This window comes from Pollutimonas harenae (genome assembly GCF_004153685.1).
Classification (GTDB): domain Bacteria; phylum Pseudomonadota; class Gammaproteobacteria; order Burkholderiales; family Burkholderiaceae_B; genus Pusillimonas_C; species Pusillimonas_C harenae.
Genome location: NZ_SDQD01000002.1, coordinates 465,282 through 481,191, shown reverse-complemented (window position 1 = coordinate 481,191; position 15,910 = coordinate 465,282). Strand labels below are relative to the sequence as shown.

Sequence of the window (15,910 nt, the reverse complement as noted above, 5' to 3'; positions counted from 1 at the left end):
CATGCCATGAATAAGCGTTATACACCCGACACCGGCGATATCATTCATTTGCACTTCGACCTTCCTGGCAACAGCGCCAGTAATGGCTACAAGCCGGCCGTCGTGCTCAGTCCGACGGCTTACAATAAGAAAACCGGGCTTATGGTCTGCTGCGCCATCACGGGCGATATAAAAAGCTACCCATTCGAAGTTCCGATTCAGTCCGATCCGCCCATAGCCGTGCTGTCAGATCAAGTCAAAAGTATCGATTGGGTACATACCAAAATCAGCCATCATGGCCGTATCAGTGCAAACGAACTGGCACAAGTGCGAGCCAAGCTGCTGGCACTCTTGTCTAAGGCATAATAGGAAGCCAGACAACCCAAAAGGCAGTAACACCCATTTACACCTCGTTTTTTGCATTAACCCTACGAGTAACTCAACAATTTACGGCGCGCTACCGTATACTTGATATAAATCAGCTGCCAACAATCTAAATCTAGGGTTAACCCTAGATTTAATCGCTGACACTTTTCCTCATTCACCCGGTTGATATTTTTTCGTCCTCAGGGCGACCGCATGCAAAAAAGAATCTCTGTAACACCTGACTCTACCCGTTGCTCGACCTGCATGCTAAATGAGATATGCTTGCCACTGGGCATGCAGCGTGGTGACGTCAATAAACTTGATGAGCTCATCAAAGAGCGTATACGCATTGCCAAGGGTTCCGCACTGTTCCAGTTAGGTGACCCAACCGAAGCCGTCTACGGTATCCGCTCCGGCTCACTCAAGACGCAACTGGAAGATTCGTCTGGCCAGGTCCAGATTACCGGCTTCCTGCTGCCTGGCGAAATCATCGGCATGGACGGACTGCTCGACAATACACATGTATCGAATGCCATAGCCCTCGAAGACAGCGAGGTCTGTGTCATCCGCATCGATGAGCTCGACGAGCTATCGCACCACCTGCCTGTGTTGCAACAACAATTACGCCGCCTCATGAGCAAGGAAATCAGCCGCTCCCACCAGCTGGTGATGTCATTGGGTGCCTTGCGTTCAGAGCAAAGGCTGGCTGCATTCCTGATCAATCTGTCGCAGCGCCTCTCAACGCTGGGATACTCGCCCAGCGAGTTCATCCTGCGCATGAGCCGCGAAGAAATTGGCAATTATCTGGGTTTGACCCTTGAGACGGTCAGCCGCCTGTTTTCACGCTTTGCGCGCGAAGGCCTGATACGTGTCCACCAGCGCGAAGTACACATTCTTGACATGGGTGGCTTGCGCTTGTTGTCGGGCACCGACTGCGGCTGAAAGCCCCGTCATTTGACCGCCTAGCCCTCTATTGGGTCGCCAAAGTCGTCTACGATACGTCCGCGCGGCGCCATATGCAGGGTTAGTGCACTTGATAGCGCCGCCATCAACCAGAACAGAAAGAAACCACCGGCATAAACCTGCTGCCTGCTGGCTTTCAAATACCCCAAAAAGGTGATGTCCAGTGGATCGACCAGAGCAAAAACGGTTGCACTGGTTGCTGCGCCTATCAGGAACGACGGCCATAGAATCCACATTAACGAACGATACTGCATGAGCGGTCTCCTGTTGTATTGAAACAATCTATTTTTGAGGTTCTGGAGCTGGCGCCTGTACTTGCTTGGTGACAACCAGCCCGCGTTTGATGCCGCCATCTTTGATGACCTGGTTGCCCGCATTCTGAAACGCCAGCACGATGGTGATGATACACCCAATGACGGCAATGGCCGGCCCAGCCATGATTATCCAGGGCCAGGGTTCACGCCACCATGGGCCCTTATCCTGGTTTCTTGACAAGCCGGTTTTTTCTGTTTGGGGTGACATTACGTTTTCCTTGCTATTTCGGCACAAAGAAGCTCGAGCGCTCGACCACAGAAATACTATTGCCTTCTTGGTACTGGCCAATCGCTGTCAACTCGATTTCGTGCAGACCGGGAGTAGTCTGGCCTGCCGGCGCACGTACTACAACAGGAACCATTTTATTGGATGCAGCATCAATCTTCACCATTGTCGCTCCACCGTCTGCAGTAGCGACAGACAACTCAGGAACACCCGTGACACCAAGAGTGAGGGTCATGGGCGACTCTGATGCATTCATGAACTGCAAGCGATACACGTTTTCTATCATGCCACCCGGAACCTCGCGCCCCAATGTACCGCGATCACGGATGATATCCATGCGCAGAGTGGTACGCGTGGCCAATGAAACGACAAAGGCGATTGCAACAAGACCCAATATGGCCGAGTAGATCAGTACGCGTGGGCGCAACATGCGCTTGCGCACCTGGCTTTGTGTCATGCCATCGGTAATGGCGCGCCCCGACGTATAACGTATCAGGCCGCGATCGTAATTCATCTTGTCCATGACCGTGTCACAGGCATCGACACAGGCCCCGCAACCTATGCACATGTACTGCAAGCCATCACGGATATCAATGCCGGTTGGACATACTTGTACGCACAGGCTGCAATCAACACAATCACCCATGCCCGCTTCTTTGTGATCAACGCGGCGCGAGCGTCCGCCTCGGGGTTCGCCACGCACGTGGTCGTAGGTCACCACAAAGGTATCATCATCCACCATGACGCTTTGAAAGCGCGCATAAGGGCACATGTACTTGCAGACCGCCTCACGCATGAAGCCGGCATTACCCCAGGTAGCAAAGGCGTAAAACACCATCCAAAACCATTGCCATGGACCCAGCGACAGTGTCAGCAGACCCATGCCAAGTTCGCGTATGGGAGCAAAATAGCCAATAAAGGTGGAACCCGTCCACCAGGCAATCAGGATCCAGACAATGTGCTTGCTGACCTTGAGCCTTATCTTGCGGGCGTTCCAGGGTTGCTCGTCGAGTCGTATGCGGGCAAGTCGGTCGCCCTCGATACGGCGTTCGACCCACATGAAGATTTCGGTATAAACCGTTTGCGGACAGGCATAGCCGCAAAACAACCGCCCCGCCATGGCCGTGAACAAAAACAGCGCGAAAGCGGAAATTACCAGGAGCACCGCAAGATAGATCACGTCTTGCGGCCAAAGCACCATGCCAAAAAGATAAAACTTGCGGGCCGCCAGATCGAACAACACAGCCTGGCGTCCGTTCCATTGCAGCCAGGGCAAGCCGTAGAAGATCAGTTGGGTGGCGAACACCATAATGACCCGCCAGCGCGCATAAATACCCGTCACCGACCGCGGATATATTTTGCGACGGACCTCCGACAGGGCCTTCTCGACCTGAGGAGAGGTCCCCCCCGCCTTGCGGACTCTGGGCCGCTGCCTGGCAGACGCAGCTTCGGCAGATTGCTCTTGATCCAGCTTGACGGGTGGTTTGCTACTCATGTAATACCTTTAGTTTGTGGTGGTCTTCGTATCCTGGTTGTTCAAACCCCATACCCATGCAGTAAGCATACGAATCTGATCCTCAGTAAGAATGCCTTCTTGGGCGGGCATGATATTGACACGACCGTTAAGGATGGTTTCCACAATAGTTGCTTCAGAGCTACCGTACAGCCAGACGTTGTCGGTCAGGTTGGGAGCGCCCAGCATTGTGTTGCCTTTGCCTTCCGCCCCATGGCAGGCCACGCAGAATGTATCGAAGCCGCGCTTGCCTGGCACGACCCGCAGGGAATCTGCTGCCAGTCCGGACAAGGACCGCACATACTGGGCAATATCGGAAGCTTCGGCTGGCTTGATCTGGGCTGCCCAGGGCGGCATCATGCCGTGACGACCTTTGGTGATGGTTTGCAGAATCTGCTCGGGAGCACCACCATACAGCCAATCGCCGTCAGTCAGGTTGGGAAAGTTCGCGGCCCCCCGCGCGTCGGAGCCGTGACACTGGGCACAATTATTCAGGAACAAGCGCTGTCCAATCTGCCGTGCGTCGGCGTCATGCGCAACCTCGGGTATGGACATTTTCTGGTAACGCTCATACACCGGCCTGATGCGCTCATTGAGCGCCTCTTGCTGTGCCTTGACCTGGCCCGCAGAGGTATAGCCCAGCGAACCTTTGTATGTCCCCAGCCCTGGATACAAAAAGAACAAGGCCAGAGCCGCAACACAAAGCCCAATATAGAAAACCGTCCACCAGCGCGGTACCGGTGTATTGAATTCAGTGAGATCACCGTCCCAGACGTGACCGGTTTCTTCGACCTCTGGGGCGGATTGCTTGAGCCATGCCCTTTGCGTATACAGCAGCCACAGACAGAAAACCACACCGCCCACGGCGATAATGGTGATGAAATAGCTCCAGAAGCTACTGACAAAATCACTCATGAGAGCCCCCTTCATTCTTGTTCGAGACGCCTTCGTCAGGGACGTTAAAAGGCAGCATGGACGCGTCGTAATTGGCCTGTGCCCGGCCTCGTGAAAACGCCCACCAGACTATTCCCAAAAAGGTCAGCATGGCGAAAATCGTCGCCACCGCATTGAGCATGGCCATTTACAGTTCTCCTTCAGCCACAGCTTTGGCAGCAGCAGCACGACCCGCCACACCCAGCCCTTGCAGGTAGGCAATCAGCGCATCTTCTTCTGTCTTGCCCTTGAGCTGCTCAGGGGCCTTGTCGATTTGCTCGTCGGTATAAGGCACGCCCAGCGTGCGCAATACCTTCATGCGGTCCTGCACATTTTCGTTTTCAACGGAGTTGTGCTGCAGCCAGGGATAGGCCGGCATATTCGATTCCTGGACGACATCACGCGGATTACGCAAATGCACACGATGCCAGTCATCGGAATAGCGTTTTCCAACACGCGCCAGGTCAGGGCCAGTGCGCTTGGAACCCCACAGGAAAGGATGGTCGTATCTGGACTCTCCGGCCAGGGAATAAGGACCGTAGCGCTGCACCTCTGAGCTGAGCATGCGGATCTGTTGCGAATGGCAACCTACGCATCCTTCACGTATATAGACGTCGCGACCAATCAGGTTCAGCGGCTCGTAGGGCTCTACACCCGGCGTTGGCTGAGTGGTGGAGTGCTGAAAGAACAGCGGAACAATCTGGGCCAGGCCAGCAAAAGAGATGACGGCAATGCTCAGGATGATCAGCAGGCCAACATTGGTTTCAATCATCTTGTGAGAAAAACCGGTACTTTTCTTGGTCATTTATGCTCTCCTTATGCCGTCGCAGAAGCCGGACCGATAAAAGCGGGATCGCGCGCGTCAGGACTGTACAGCGGCACGGCCGGATTGACCTTGGGTTGACCTTTGACAGTTTTCCAGGTGTTCCAGGCCATGATGCACATACCCGACAGGAACAGCAGACCACCCATCAAACGTATGGCGTAGAAGGGGTAAGTTGCCTTGACAGCCTCGACGAAACTGTAAGTGAGCGTACCGTCTTCGCCCGTGGCGCTCCACATCAGGCCTTGCATGACCCCGGCAATCCACATCGAGCTGATGTACAGCACCACACCCAGCGTAGCAACCCAGAAATGCAGCTCAACCAGCTTCATGCTGGCCATGGAGGTACGGCCGTACAAGCGTGGAATCATGTAGTAGAAAGAACCGAAGGTAATCATGGCCACCCAGCCCAGGGCACCGGAGTGCACGTGGCCTATTGTCCAGTCGGTATAGTGCGACAAGGCATTGACCGTGCGGATGGACATCATCGAGCCTTCAAAGGTCGACATGCCGTAGAACGACAGGGCCACCACCAGGAACTTCAGGATGGGGTCGGTGCGCAGCTTGTGCCAGGCTCCGGATACCGTCATGATGCCGTTGATCATGCCGCCCCATGACGGCGCCAGCAGAATCAGCGACAGCGCCATGCCCAGTGTCTGGGTCCAGTCAGGCAGCGAGGTATACAGCAAATGGTGCGGACCCGCCCACATATAGGTGAAAGCCAGCGCCCAGAAGTGCACGATGGAAAGGCGGTACGAATAAATGGGACGCTCGGCCTGCTTGGGCACGAAGTAATACATCATGCCCAGGAAGCTGGTAGTCAGAAAGAAACCCACCGCATTGTGGCCATACCACCACTGCACCATGGCATCCTGCACACCGGCATATACCGAGTACGACTTCCACATACTGACAGGCAGCTCGAGGTTGTTGAAAATGTGCAGGACGGCGATGGTCAGGATATACGAGCCAAAGAACCAGTTGGCTACGTAAATATGCTTGACCCGGCGTTTGGCGATCGTGCCAAAAAACACCACGGCGAACGCAACCCAGACCAGAGTGATCAGGACGTCGATGGGCCATTCGAGTTCGGCATATTCTTTGGTGCTGGTATAACCCAGGGGAAGGGTAATGACCGCAGCAACCAGAACCACTTGCCAGCCCCAGAAGGTAAAGGCCGCCAGCTTGTCACTGAACAAGCGCACCTGACAGGTACGCTGCACGACATAGTAGGCAGTGGCGAACAATGCACTGCCCCCAAACGCGAAAATTACACCATTGGTGTGCAACGGACGCAGACGCCCGTAACTAAACCACGGTGTATTGAAATTCAACTCCGGCCAAATGAGTTGCGCGGCGATCAGTACACCGACCGCCATGCCGACAACACCCCAAAATACCGTGGCGATCGTAAACTGCCTGACCACACGGTAATTGAAGACTTCGGCCTGTGCTCCGATCGTATCGGACGTGCCCATGAGCTTCCCCTAAAACAAATAAACAATGCGAGACGCCAGCATCTTGCTGCAAGAGCGGCTTGCTCTCTTTGACTTGCAACAAGAAGAGCCGCTTGCCTCGAATACTGACGCTTTCGCGCCACACTTTATAAAGAACTTAGCTGTCGGTATCGTTATCGTGCAGGATGGATTCGGCGGCCTGGTTCGTATTGTCGAACTGGCCCGAAAAAATAGCCCACCAGAACGCTACGCCTATCAAAATCACCAATAACAGAGAAATCGGTAAGAGCAAGAACAGAGATGCTTCCATTGTCAGCTCCTATGCCACCGCGGCCTGCCAGCCGTCATGCGGGCGCGTGTACTTACGGTACAAACGCCAGGAGTTAGCGGCGACGGCAAGCGACGAAAGCAGCATGGTAATGGCCGCCAACCACGGCGCAACCAAGCCAAAGGCTGCCAACGGAGTCATCAGTAGGTGCCAGGCTACCGCTCCATAGAGATTTTGCCGGGCGATCAGGCCGGTTGCCTGCACCAGTTGGAGTGTATTGAGGCGGGCCGCATCGGGAGCGGCCGAATAGCTCGCATGCGCCGCTGCTACCGCCGTGGGCACGGCCATGGCCATGGCGCAGGGACAGCTCATGACCAGCAAGGCCACCATCACTGCAATGGCATGCTGTGGCGCGTAAACATACCAGACGGCGCCGACCAGAAAGGCCAGGACTAGTTGCACCAGCACAAACCAGAATGCCACACGGTTGGCACGCACAGAGACCGAAATACGAAACTGTTCGATCATTTGGTGTACTTTGCCCCCCCCTACAGACTGCCGCGCACAGAGCTCAAGGTAGCGGGCGGTCAAGAGGAAAGCCACAAACATGGTGACGGAATCAAAGTAGACCTCTCCGTGACCCGTCCAGGTAGTGACTGCACTGGGAATGAATGCGGCAATAATGCCCAGGGCAACGGGTACATCCATGCCCACCCTGCCCCGTCGCAGGCTGTTGAAAGCACCCTGCCAGACCGGCCAGGCGCAATACAGCATGACGGGTACCGTCAGGATCAGGCTGATCCAGTTCATGAGAAAAATTGCTTGATCGAGCAGCTCGAGATTCTCGGGCGCCATACTTTCCGAGCGCAAATAGCCCGGAAAGGCAAACATCATGACTTGCATCATGGCAAGCCATCCCAGCCCCATGCGGGCAAGCATATGCCGCCGCTTCTGGCGGTCGCCATCCGACAGGCCACTGGGTGTGGAGAATATTGAAAATGCGCGCATGGAAGGGAATATAGCAAATGGCCCAGCGAATGGCTTGATTTAAATCAAGGTTTTGAAAAGACTGAGTTTTACCGGTTGGCCTCGCAGCAACGAAAAACAAAAAAAGCGTAAGAACATCGCATTGCAATATTCTTACGCCGTGGCTGGCGAGTCGTGGCTACAGGCAAAAATGCTTATGCAGCCATTATGTCACTCACGAAACAAACAACCCGCCGGATGGGTCATCAGGCCACCTTCCTTTCGTTCGCCCCCTGTGTTTCGAACTGGGCCTCTTCGGTCGATCCAGTCAGTGCTGTGGTGGACGATTGCCCGCCTTCGATAGCCTGTGTGACAGCATCGAAATAGCCAGTACCCACCTCACGCTGATGCTTGACAGCGGTAAAGCCCAATTCAGTCGCCGCAAATTCTTTCTGCTGCAGTTCAACGAAAGCACTCATCTGGCGACGGGCATAACCATGTGCCAGCTCAAACATGCCATAGTTCAAGGCATGGAAACCCGCCAGGGTAATGAACTGGAACTTGTAGCCCATGGCGCCCAGCTCCCGCTGGAACTTGGCCACCGTTGCATCATCAAGATTTTTCTTCCAATTGAATGAAGGCGAGCAGTTGTAGGCCAGAAGCTTTCCGGGGAACTGACGGTGTATGGCTTCAGCAAACTGACGGGCATACTCGAGATTGGGCGTGGACGTTTCGCACCACAACAGGTCGGCGTAAGGCGCATAGGCCAAGCCCCGCGAAATACCTTGTTCAATACCAGCACGCGTACGGAAGAAACCTTCAACCGTGCGCTCCCCGGTAATGAAGGGGCGGTCATTTTCGTCAATATCACTGGTGACCAGGTCGGCCGCATCGGCATCGGTGCGTGCCAGCAACAATGTGGGTACCCCCAGCACATCGGCGGCCAGACGAGCCGACACCAGCTTGGCCACAGCGTCGCGCGTGGGCACCAGCACTTTACCGCCCATATGGCCGCATTTCTTAACAGAAGCCAGTTGATCTTCAAAGTGCACGCCCGCGGCACCAGCTTCAATCATGGCTTTCATCAATTCGAAGGCATTCAGCACGCCGCCAAAGCCTGCTTCGGCATCGGCAACAATGGGGGCGAAGTAATCCAGATAGCCGGGATCCTGAGGATTCTTGCCTTCCATCCACTGGATTTGATCGCATCGGGCCAACGCATTATTAATGCGCCTGACCACTTGCGGCACAGAATTGGCCGGATACAAGGACTGATCGGGATACATCTCACCAGCCCCATTGGCATCGCCCGCAACCTGCCAGCCCGACAGATAAATGGCCTTTAGCCCTGCCTTGACCTGCTGCATGGCCTGGTTGCCCGTCAGCGCTCCCAAGGAGTTTACAAAGGGTTCGGAATGCAGCAGGCCCCACAGTTTCTCGGCGCCACGACGAGCCAAGGTATGCTCGACCTGCACCGAACCACGCAGACGGATCACGTCTTCGGCACCATAACCGCGCTTGATGCCCTGCCAACGGCTGTCTTCAGCCCAGGCTTTCTGCAAACTGCGTATTTCATTTTCCCGTGTCGTCATGATGTTGCTCCTTAAAAGTAAAAAAGAAACCTGAAATTCATGAGGAAAGTCTACGCGTTTGCTGCGAAGCACATACGGCTTTTGTCTTATATAAGACTAAAAATATTATTTTTTAATAACAATGACTTAAAAATATTTTTTTATAATACGGGATAATATTTTTCCCTATGAAATGGTTGATCTTGCGTCGCAACAAGAAAATTTCATAATCTGAAATGCATCTTTCACCATACGGTATGAACGCGGTGGCAAGTACAATCAGGTTTGCTTATCCGCTCAAGCGCGCCCACAACACGCACTTTCCCCTTTTTATTTGATAGTTACCATCATGCACGACCCTGCTCTCGTCAAGGCGCCGCTAGGCCGCGAGATTTCCTATCCCGACGCCTACGATGCCAGCCTTCTTTTTCCTATTGACCGCAGCACCAATCGGGCTGCGCTCTCCCTCCCTGAAAGCTGGTATGGGGCTGATATCTGGAATGCCTACGAGGTGTCATGGCTTACGCCCAAAGGCAAGCCCGTCGTTGCTTTGGCACGCTTCATATTTCCGCAGAACAGCCCGCGGCTGGTCGAATCCAAATCGTTCAAACTCTACTTGAACTCCTTTAGCGAGGAGCGATTCGATAGCACAAACACCGTGCGCACAATTATGCAGGCTGACTTGAGTCTGGCGGCAGGGGCAGATGTAAATATTGAATTAAACCCACTCTCCCAGCCACCGGCGCTGGAATATGGCTCAATGGAAGGAATCAATATTGACGACACCGATATTGAAATTTCCACCTACGAGCCTACTCCTGGTCTGTTGCAATGCTTGCCGGCAGGCAAAAACATCAGTGAAACTCTGGTATCCGATCTGCTGAAGTCCAACTGCCCCGTTACCGGCCAGCCAGACTGGGGCAGTGTTCAAGTACGTTATACCGGCTTGCAAATTGATCGGGACGCGCTGCTCCGGTACATTGTGTCGCTACGCCGGCACACGGAATTTCACGAACACTGTGTCGAAAAAATGTATTGCGACATCTGGCAGGCTTGTAAGCCGACCTCTTTATTTGTGTACGCGCGCTATACCCGTCGTGGTGGTCTGGATATCAACCCTTGGCGCAGCAGTGAGCCGGCCCATGTCAGCCATGCCAGGACGGCACGGCAATAATTCAGCTTGCCAAGAAGCCGACCTGATATAAGAGCCGTTTCAGGCCCGTGCGGGGGTGGCGGGCAAAACGCCACGACTGGCAGATTTGGCCACCAGCACTGCCAGGCCTGCCGCGAGCATAAAACCCGCAGCCGCACCAAACCATGGCCCCTGGGTGAATCCCGCATCAAGCATTAGACCGAAGCCTACCGGGGCCAGCGACGAACCGACATCCATGCCTGAATAAACCAGGCCATACACGGTACCGGTCGCCCCTTTTGGGGTGACACGCCGTATGAGCATGTCTCGAGACGGAGCGGATACGCCAGAGCAAAATCCTGCCAGACCCACCAATGCCATGGCAAACGCCGGAGGCACACCGCCAATGGCCAGCACTACCAGCAAACCGCCAGCCAACAACAGGGAAACAGCCACCGTACGCTCGGTATTAGGGGTTGCGCCAACCAGGAACCCCCCTGCCACCATTCCCAGTGCTGCAGCAATCATATAGCCGGACAAAGTCGTGCCCGCCAGCACCTTGTCTATGCCATAGACATCGCCCAGCATGGGTATAGTGTAGTTTTGCACCGCCGACAAAGCCATGGAGGTAAAGGCAAAAAACAGAAAAGCGCCCCAAAGTGCCGGTTGCACCAGCAGGGTGGCCAGCGTCTGCCCTACTGTTTGCTGAGACAGGTCAGTTTGTGGCGTGGCACTGGTATCGATTGCCGGTGCCATGGCGGTATTCTTGCCCGCCAGGAGGTTACGGCCTAGCCATGTCAGGAAAAGCACAAAAGCCACTAGCGCCGAAGCGCCAAATGCAGCTACCCGCCAGTTGGCCAAATAAATGAGGGCAGCCATGAATACCGGCGTCAGGGCCCAGCCCAGGTTACCCGTCAGGCCGTGCGTGCTGAAAGCATGTCCTAGCCGCTGCGGGCTGACGCGATGGTTGATAATGGAATAATCGACGGGATGGAAAACGGAATTACCAATACCGCCAATTGCGGCAGCCAACAGCAGCATGGTATAGCCATTGGAGGTGGCGATCAGGACGCCCGACAACACAAAACATGCAAGACCGAAACGTAGCACCGGAGCCGGGCCGATTCGATCGACGATAAAACCCGAGGAGGCCTGACCAAAACATGACACCAGGAAAAACACGGTGGCAAGCAACCCCAGCCTAGCGAAATCGTAGCCATACTCGTGAGCCAGCGACAGATACAGTGTGGGGAACACCAATTGAAAAAAATGCGAGCAAGCGTGCGCCGACCCTATCAGACTGATGATTTTCCAGTCTTTGCGCTTCAGTGCCCGGTTTTCTTTTTGGGTCTCCAGATCTAGAGCCATCATTTTTACGTCTCGGAAGTCTCTTTCCTGCCTTGGACGCGCCTCAGCGCCTGTCGGCGCGATCGCGTATTTCAGGCCACGCGCGACGCAGGTAGTAGCACATGGACCAGACCGTCAGGATGGCGGCGATCACGATCAGAATCTGGCCAACCAGCTGCAGCGAAACCCCATACAGCGGCTGCCAGTACAACAAACACGGTATCGCTATCATTTGCGCAGCCGTCTTGAATTTGCCAAGACGATGCACCGCCACGCTGCCGCTGGCGCCAATCTTGGCCATCCATTCGCGCAAGGCAGAAATAGTGATTTCACGGCCTATGATGATAAGCGCAATAAAGGAATCGACGCGGCTCAAGTCGAGCAAAATAAGCAGTGCCGCGCAAACCATTAATTTGTCGGCAACGGGATCGAGGAAAGCGCCAAATGAGGAAGTTTGATTCCAGCGCCGGGCCAGCCAGCCGTCGAACCAGTCAGTCAGGGCAGCAACAATGAACGCAAACGCTGCCACAGCATCACGGACCGGAATGGATATCCAGTCGACGGGAATATAAAACAGCCCGACGATCAGCGGGATCATGGCGATGCGCAGCCACGTCAGGGCAATAGGTAAGTTCATAGGCATAAGCTGAATACTACCCTATCGGAGCGCCTGATAGATACGTTCTGCCAGTTCATCTGAAATTCCTTCTACTGACCTGAGATCGTCGACGCTGGCGTCGACAACACCCGTGAATCCACCAAAGCGTGCCAGCAATTTCTGGCGTCGCTTGGCGCCTATGCCTTCGATCTCTTCAAGACGAGACACATTGCGCGCCTTAGCTCGTTGCGCACGCATGCCGGTAATGGCGAACCGATGCGCCTCGTCGCGGATTTGCGCCACCAGCATGAGCGCCGCCGACTCAATCCCCAGGGCGACAGACTCTCTGCCATCAACAAATACCAGCGTCTCCAGGCCCACCTTACGGCCTTCACCCTTGGCAACACCGACTATCGTATGCGCATCCAGGCCCAGTTCAACAAAAACTTGCCTGGCCACCTCGACCTGCCCCTTTCCGCCATCGATAAGCACGACACTGGGCATCTCTGCCTGCCCGTCCGCGACTCGGCTGAATCGCCGGGTCAGCACTTGCCTCATCGCCGCATAATCGTCACCCGGGGTGATACCTGCAATGTTGTATCGGCGATACAAGGATGGCTGCATATCATGATGCTTGTACACCACACACGAGGCCTGGGTGGCCTCTCCCGCGGTATGACTGATGTCAAAACATTCTATGTGCATGACATCCAGGGCGGCTTCGTCGGTATCCATGTCCAACGCCGTGGCCAACGCCATCGTACGTGCCACGCGCGCACTGGATTCGGTCAGCAGTCGGGCCAGGGCTAACTCGGCGTTCTTGACCGCCTGTTCAAGCCAGATTTTGCGCAACCCTTGCGGCCTGACCAGTACCCGGGCCTTGGTCCCGGTTTGCTCAGCCAGCAGCTTGATCAGGTCGGGATCAGGTAAGACATGCGAGCAGACCAGGACGGCCGGCATGGCATTATCGAGATAGTGCTGGGCCACAAAGGCCGCCAGGACGTCCGTGGGGTTGTCGTCCAGTGTATGGGTGGGAAAGAATGGCTTGTCACCCAAATGACGGCCACCTCGCACCATGGCAAGGTTGACACAAATCCGGCCGCCCGCCGCGGCTACCGCAATGACATCGACATCGTCATTGCCCACCTTTTCCATCGATTGTTGCTGCAATACCTTGGCCAACGCAGCTACCTGATCCCGCAACACAGCAGCTTTCTCGAATTCAAGCGCCTCGGATGCCTGATGCATGCGCTGCTCAATATCGCGCATGACCTCATTGGCCCGGCCATCCAGAAACTGAATGGCACGATCGACATCCGCCTGATAATCCTCGGCAGAAATCAGGTTTACACAAGGTGCGGAACAACGCCCGATCTGATACAGCAGGCAAGGTCGTGAACGATTGGCAAAGACGCTGTCTTCACAGGTACGCAGGCGAAATACCCGTTGCAGTATCTGTATCGTTTCCCGCACGGCCCAGGCATTGGGATAAGGCCCAAAGAACCGCCCTTTGCCGCTGGTACTACCACGATAATAAGCAATGCGAGGTGTCTGGTGACCACTGAACATCAGGTAGGGATAAGATTTGTCGTCCCTGAACAAAATGTTGTAGCGCGGCTTCAGGCGCTTGATCAGATTGTTTTCCAGCAGCAAGGCCTCGGCCTCGGAGCGTGTAATCGTGACCTCCAGCCGCTCTACCCGCGCCACCATGTGGGCGATGCGCGGACTGCTTGGTGTTTTCTGAAAGTACGAACTGACGCGCTTTTTCAAATCGCGCGCCTTCCCTACATACAGCACCGTCCCTTCGGCATCCAGATGCCGATAAACACCTGGAAGGTGCGGCAGGTCAGCCAGAAACGATTTGAGATTGAAGTCGTCTGGCATATTGGTATCGTTCATCAGCCTGCAGGGCATCCCAGCCCGGCGCAACACTGGCCGGCATCAGGCGGCGTATGCGCTGTACCGACGCTGCATCGTGCTCGGTATTCAGGCGTGACAGCAGTTCATCGGCCAGGTCGGGACGATTGCATACCAATACCATGTCGCAACCTGCTCCCAAGGCAGCCTCGGCCCGCGCCAGAATATCGCCGGCCACGGTAGCACCTTCCATGGTCAGGTCGTCCGAAAAGACCACTCCATCGTAAGCCAGGTCTTGCCGCAACACTTGCTGTATCCAGTGATGGGAAAAGCCAGCCGGCTGCGGATCTACTTGCGAATAGATGACATGGGCGGGCATGACCGATGGCAGTATCATATCGCCCAGCCAGCCATACGGTGCCGCATCTTCCTGCATGATTTCTTCGAAACTGCGTGTATCGACTGGAATCTCGTGATGGGAATCCGCCTCGACCGCCCCATGGCCCGGAAAATGCTTGCCGCAAGCCGCCATACCCGACAGCATCAGGCCTTGTATCAGTGCCCTGGCCAGCATGGACACCACCCGTGGATCGCGATGGAAGGAACGGTTGCCTATCACTTTGCTGACACCGTAATCGAGATCGAGCACGGGGGTAAAACTAAGATCCACGCCGCAAGCGCGCAATTCGGCCCCCAGTACGTACCCCGCCTCGGACGCCAACCGCATGGCTGCCAGGGAATCTTGCGACCAGAGCTCACCAAAAACACTCATGGCCGGAATGGAGGTAAAGCCATCCGTACGAAAACGCTGTACGCGGCCGCCCTCGTGATCGACGGCGATCAACAACGGCTCATCGCGTTCGGCATGAATGGCCTGGCATAAGGCGGTGAGCTGCTCACGATGATCAAAATTACGTGCAAATAAGATCACCCCGCCCACCAGGGGATTGCGCAGGCGCTCACGCTCGTGGTGAGTAAGTACTGTGCCTTCCACATCCACCATAACCGGGCCAGGCGGCAAGCTCTTAAGCATAGGGCTGTCTGTCATTAATTTGTTTCCGTTAAATTCCTGGGTATCAGGTTCAGCGCCTCGACGACGACAAAGGCCGCTACTGTATCAGTTTCGTCTGTGACTGAGATATGGGCTTTGCCAAAGCGCTCCGCATACCAGCTGGCCAAAGGTTCTGACAACTGTACACGCGGCTTGCCACCGGGTTCGTTCAGGGTTTGCATGCGTGACCATGCCATGGGGCTGTGCATGCCCAGGCCTATGGCTTTGGAAAACGCCTCTTTGGCGGCAAAGCGTGTTGCCAGGAAGCGTATGCCGCGTTGAGGATCACGTTGGCTGCGCAGCCGGAATTTTTCGATTTCCTGTGGGCCCAGAATACGGCGTACGAATTTTTCTCCGTGACGCGCATACACCCCTTCGATGCGGTCCAGCCGCAGCAAATCAACGCCAATACCCGCTATGCCCGGAACCGCTGCCGCTTCCATTATCAATATCCGTCCACGATACCTCTCGAACTTGGAATGATACCTTGTCGAATGGGGATAATGCTTCGTTCATATCTATGCGGTTTCAATGACGTTGTCTGGA

General features: G+C 55.1%; 18 protein-coding genes. 3 read left to right on the top strand and 15 right to left on the bottom strand.

What is annotated here, in order from left to right; translation table 11 throughout:
• Positions 1 to 6 precede the first annotated feature (6 nt).
• Together ERD84_RS09145 and fnr are read left to right on the top strand one after the other, a co-directional pair.
• Complete coding sequence (locus ERD84_RS09145; protein ID WP_130039314.1) at positions 7 to 345, top strand: type II toxin-antitoxin system PemK/MazF family toxin; 339 nt, start codon at positions 7 to 9, stop codon at positions 343 to 345.
• 213 nt (positions 346 to 558) lie between these two features.
• Positions 559 to 1,287, top strand: coding sequence for a fumarate/nitrate reduction transcriptional regulator Fnr (gene fnr / locus ERD84_RS09140; protein WP_130039313.1), 729 nt, complete (start codon positions 559 to 561; stop codon positions 1,285 to 1,287).
• 20 nt (positions 1,288 to 1,307) lie between these two features.
• Here fnr and ERD84_RS09135 read toward each other — a convergent pair whose 3' ends face one another.
• The 10 genes from ERD84_RS09135 to aceA form a co-directional block, all read right to left on the bottom strand.
• On the bottom strand, positions 1,308 to 1,562 hold the full coding sequence (locus tag ERD84_RS09135) for a hypothetical protein (RefSeq protein ID WP_167667372.1): 255 nt from the start codon (positions 1,560 to 1,562) through the stop codon (positions 1,308 to 1,310).
• A gap of 28 nt (positions 1,563 to 1,590) precedes the next feature.
• Positions 1,591 to 1,830 (bottom strand): FixH family protein, encoded by a 240-nt coding sequence (locus ERD84_RS09130; RefSeq protein WP_130039312.1) that lies wholly within the window; start codon positions 1,828 to 1,830, stop codon positions 1,591 to 1,593.
• A 13-nt stretch (positions 1,831 to 1,843) separates the two neighbouring features.
• The gene (gene ccoG, locus ERD84_RS09125; RefSeq protein ID WP_130039311.1) at positions 1,844 to 3,343 is read right to left on the bottom strand and encodes a cytochrome c oxidase accessory protein CcoG; all 1,500 of its coding nucleotides are present in this window, start codon (positions 3,341 to 3,343) and stop codon (positions 1,844 to 1,846) included.
• A 9-nt stretch (positions 3,344 to 3,352) separates the two neighbouring features.
• A complete protein-coding gene (gene ccoP / locus ERD84_RS09120) occupies positions 3,353 to 4,276 on the bottom strand; it encodes a cytochrome-c oxidase, cbb3-type subunit III (RefSeq protein WP_130039310.1) in 924 nt (307 codons plus the stop codon).
• On the bottom strand, positions 4,269 to 4,442 hold the full coding sequence (locus ERD84_RS09115; protein ID WP_130039309.1) for a cbb3-type cytochrome oxidase subunit 3: 174 nt from the start codon (positions 4,440 to 4,442) through the stop codon (positions 4,269 to 4,271). The genes ccoP and ERD84_RS09115 overlap by 8 nt, the downstream gene beginning before the upstream one ends.
• Positions 4,443 to 5,099 carry a cytochrome-c oxidase, cbb3-type subunit II gene (ccoO, locus tag ERD84_RS09110; protein ID WP_130039308.1) on the bottom strand — a complete coding sequence of 219 codons (657 nt, stop codon included), beginning with the start codon at positions 5,097 to 5,099 and terminating at the stop codon, positions 4,443 to 4,445. It abuts the gene before it with no gap.
• Positions 5,100 to 5,110: 11 nt separating this feature from the next.
• On the bottom strand, positions 5,111 to 6,595 hold the full coding sequence (gene ccoN / locus ERD84_RS09105) for a cytochrome-c oxidase, cbb3-type subunit I (protein WP_130039307.1): 1,485 nt from the start codon (positions 6,593 to 6,595) through the stop codon (positions 5,111 to 5,113).
• A gap of 136 nt (positions 6,596 to 6,731) precedes the next feature.
• Positions 6,732 to 6,884, bottom strand: a complete 153-nt coding sequence (gene ccoS, locus ERD84_RS09100) for a cbb3-type cytochrome oxidase assembly protein CcoS (RefSeq protein WP_130039306.1) — start codon at positions 6,882 to 6,884, stop codon at positions 6,732 to 6,734.
• 9 nt (positions 6,885 to 6,893) lie between these two features.
• Positions 6,894 to 7,850, bottom strand: coding sequence for a P-type ATPase actuator domain-containing protein (locus ERD84_RS09095; RefSeq protein ID WP_130039305.1), 957 nt, complete (start codon positions 7,848 to 7,850; stop codon positions 6,894 to 6,896).
• 224 nt (positions 7,851 to 8,074) lie between these two features.
• Positions 8,075 to 9,400: an isocitrate lyase gene (gene aceA / locus ERD84_RS09090; protein WP_130039304.1), complete on the bottom strand. Its 1,326-nt coding sequence runs from the start codon at positions 9,398 to 9,400 to the stop codon at positions 8,075 to 8,077.
• Positions 9,401 to 9,728: 328 nt separating this feature from the next.
• Between aceA and queF the strand changes: the two genes are divergently transcribed.
• The gene (queF, locus tag ERD84_RS09085) at positions 9,729 to 10,553 is read left to right on the top strand and encodes an NADPH-dependent 7-cyano-7-deazaguanine reductase QueF (RefSeq protein ID WP_130039303.1); all 825 of its coding nucleotides are present in this window, start codon (positions 9,729 to 9,731) and stop codon (positions 10,551 to 10,553) included.
• A gap of 39 nt (positions 10,554 to 10,592) precedes the next feature.
• Here queF and ERD84_RS09080 read toward each other — a convergent pair whose 3' ends face one another.
• Genes ERD84_RS09080 through acpS form a run of 5 tightly spaced genes read right to left on the bottom strand, consistent with a single transcriptional unit; the run spans position 10,593 to position 15,807 of the window.
• On the bottom strand, positions 10,593 to 11,879 hold the full coding sequence (locus tag ERD84_RS09080) for an MFS transporter (RefSeq protein WP_130040011.1): 1,287 nt from the start codon (positions 11,877 to 11,879) through the stop codon (positions 10,593 to 10,595).
• Positions 11,880 to 11,922: 43 nt separating this feature from the next.
• Positions 11,923 to 12,501 (bottom strand): CDP-diacylglycerol--glycerol-3-phosphate 3-phosphatidyltransferase, encoded by a 579-nt coding sequence (gene pgsA, locus ERD84_RS09075; protein ID WP_130039302.1) that lies wholly within the window; start codon positions 12,499 to 12,501, stop codon positions 11,923 to 11,925.
• Positions 12,502 to 12,516: 15 nt separating this feature from the next.
• Positions 12,517 to 14,340 (bottom strand): excinuclease ABC subunit UvrC, encoded by a 1,824-nt coding sequence (uvrC, locus tag ERD84_RS09070; protein WP_130040010.1) that lies wholly within the window; start codon positions 14,338 to 14,340, stop codon positions 12,517 to 12,519.
• The gene (nagZ, locus tag ERD84_RS09065; RefSeq protein ID WP_130039301.1) at positions 14,303 to 15,361 is read right to left on the bottom strand and encodes a beta-N-acetylhexosaminidase; all 1,059 of its coding nucleotides are present in this window, start codon (positions 15,359 to 15,361) and stop codon (positions 14,303 to 14,305) included. Before nagZ ends, uvrC begins: the two co-directional genes overlap by 38 nt.
• Complete coding sequence (gene acpS, locus ERD84_RS09060; RefSeq protein WP_130039300.1) at positions 15,361 to 15,807, bottom strand: holo-ACP synthase; 447 nt, start codon at positions 15,805 to 15,807, stop codon at positions 15,361 to 15,363. Before acpS ends, nagZ begins: the two co-directional genes overlap by 1 nt.
• Positions 15,808 to 15,910 lie beyond the last annotated feature (103 nt).